We start from the raw sequence: 2,342 nt of genomic DNA on the forward strand, positions 1-2,342 counted from the left end.
GCGACAGCGACAGCGACAGCGACAGCGACAGCATGAGTTGACAAGGTTAAGTTGACGCTGGCAACCTTCGTCCATGAAATCGGCAGGACGGACGAGGGCGCGCCGGGGTGAGGGCGGCCGGCTGGCCGAGGAGATCCTGTTCGCGGCCGAGGCCCTGCTGGTCGAGACCGGGGACGAACAGGCCGTCACCGTACGCGCGGTCGCCCGCCGGGTCGGCGTGACGACGCCGTCGGTCTACCTGCACTACGCCGACAAGGCCGCGCTCCTTGACGCCGTCTGCCTGAAGATCTGGGGCGACCTGGACGAACGGCTGACCGCCGCCACCGTCGGCGTGGCGGACCCGCTGGACGCCCTGCGCCGGGGCGGCATGGCGTACGTCCGGTTCGGGCTCGACCATCCCGTCCAGTACCGGCTGCTGATGATGGGCCGCCCCCTCGCCCGTGACGAGGGCTGCGCAGCCGGCGCGGCCGGGCCGGCCGGCGCGCCCGCGTCGACGACGGCCGCCCGGGCGGCGCTGCGGCAGATGATCCGGGCGGTCCAGGACTGCGTGGACGCCGGGGTGTTCCACGGGGAGACGCGCCCGCTCGCGCTGAGCCTGTGGGCCGCCGTCCACGGCTGCGTGTCGCTGCTGCTGAGCAAACCCGAGCTGGACTGGCCGCCGCTGGAGGACTTCGTCGACCACACCGTGCGGATGGCCGGGCTCGGCACCGCGCTGATCAGCCGTGTCACCGTCCCCGGCGGCAGCTACAGCAGCGCGGCCATCGCCACCGAACTCGACAGGACCGTCGACCGCCTCCACCACCACCGGCAGGAGCAACAGTGAGCAACCCAGCGGTACCGACCACCACCGCCGAGGCAACGGCCGGGCCACCAGCCGGGCCAGCGGCCGGGCCACCAGCCGGGCCAGCGGCCGCGCCGTCGGTGGCCCTTGGCGGGAAAGCGGCGCCGGCGCCCACCGACGCGCCGCGGGCGCCGAGGAGCGGGCGTGCCCGCGCGGTCCTCGCCATCTCCTCGATCGGGGTGTTCGTCGTCTTCCTGGACGCGACCATCGTCAACGTCGCGTTCGAGTCGATCACCAGGAGCTTCCACACCACGACCGCGGGCCTGGCCTGGGTCCTCAACGCCTACGCGCTGGTCCTCACCGCGCTGCTCGTCCTCGCCGGGCGGCTGGCCGACCAGCTCGGCCGCAAACGGCTGTTCCAGATCGGGCTGATCGGGTTCGCGGTCACCTCCGCCGCCTGCGGGCTGGCGTCCGGCACCGCCGTTCTCGTCGCCGCCCGGGCGCTGCAGGCGGTGTTCGCCGCGATCCTGGTGCCGTCGTCGCTGGCCCTGCTGCTCCCCGAGTTCCCGCCCCAGAAACGCTCAGCCGTGATCGGGATCTGGGGCGCGATGGGCGGGCTCGCCGCGGCCAGCGGGCCGATCCTGGGCTCACTGCTCGTCCAGTACCTGTCCTGGCGCTGGGTGTTCCTGGTCAACGTGCCGATCTGCCTGCTGGCCGCGCTCGTCGGCGCACGGGTGCTGCGCGAGAGCCGGGACGAGGGCGCCACCGGCATCCCCGACCCGTTCGGCGTCATCCTCGTGACGGTGGCGCTCGGCGCTGTCGCGCTCGGCATCGTCGAGGGGCCGGAGTGGGGCTGGGACGACCCCCGCGTCATCGGCGCGTTCCTCGTCGCCGCGGCCGGCCTGCCGCTGTTCGTCGTCCGGACACGGCACGCCGCCCGGCCGGCCGTCGACCTCAGCCTGTTCCGGGTCCGCTCCTACAGCGTGGCGAACGCCGGGATGCTGACATTCGCCACCGCCTTCTTCGCCATCACCCTGGCGAACATCATCTTCCTGCAGACGGTGTGGCACTGGTCGGTGCTGCGCAGCGCCCTCGCGGTGACCCCGAGCCCGCTGCTCGCCGGCGTCGCCGCTCCGCTGGCCGGCGCGCTGGCCGACCGTTTCGGCCACCGCGCGGTCCTCGTCCCCGGCGCGCTGTCCTTCACCGCGGCGATGCTGCTGTTCGCCACCCAGGTCGGTGCCACCCCGCACTACGTCACCGAATGGCTGCCGGCGGCCCTGCTCACCGGTGCCGGCATCGGGCTGACCCTCCCCACGCTCGGCAGCGCGGCCGCCGCGTCGCTGCCGCCGGCCCGGTTCGGGATCGGCAGCGCCATCAACTCCTCGTTCCGGCAGCTCGGCGCCGTACTCGGGGTGTCGGTGTTCGTCGCCGTCCTCGGCACCCCGTCCCCCGCCTCCGCGCTCGACGCCTTCCAGCACGTCTGGTACGTGATGGCCGGCGTCGCCGCCCTCTCGGCCCTGCTGTGCGCCGCCATCCACACCCGCCCACACCGCCCGAACCA

General features: G+C 73.7%; 2 protein-coding genes. Both read left to right on the forward strand.

Going from position 1 to position 2,342, the window contains the following annotated elements; genetic code table 11:
- Positions 1-73 precede the first annotated feature (73 nt).
- Entirely contained in the window at positions 74-823 is a 750-nt protein-coding gene (locus NBW84_RS19545; protein WP_250286223.1) for a TetR/AcrR family transcriptional regulator, read from the forward strand.
- The coding region (locus NBW84_RS19550; protein WP_250286225.1) for an MFS transporter at positions 820-2,342 on the forward strand (1,523 nt) is incomplete at its 3' end. The genes NBW84_RS19545 and NBW84_RS19550, both read left to right, overlap by 4 nt.

Origin of the sequence: Protofrankia sp. CiP1_Cm_nod2, from assembly GCF_920664355.1 — a bacterium.
Taxonomy (GTDB): Bacteria; Actinomycetota; Actinomycetes; order Frankiales; family Frankiaceae; genus Protofrankia.

Bases quoted from the DNA above. Each gene is read 5' to 3' on its own strand.
- NBW84_RS19545 (WP_250286223.1), top strand. From the start codon at position 74: ATGAAATCGGCAGGACGGACGAGGGCGCGCCGGGGTGAGGGCGGCCGG.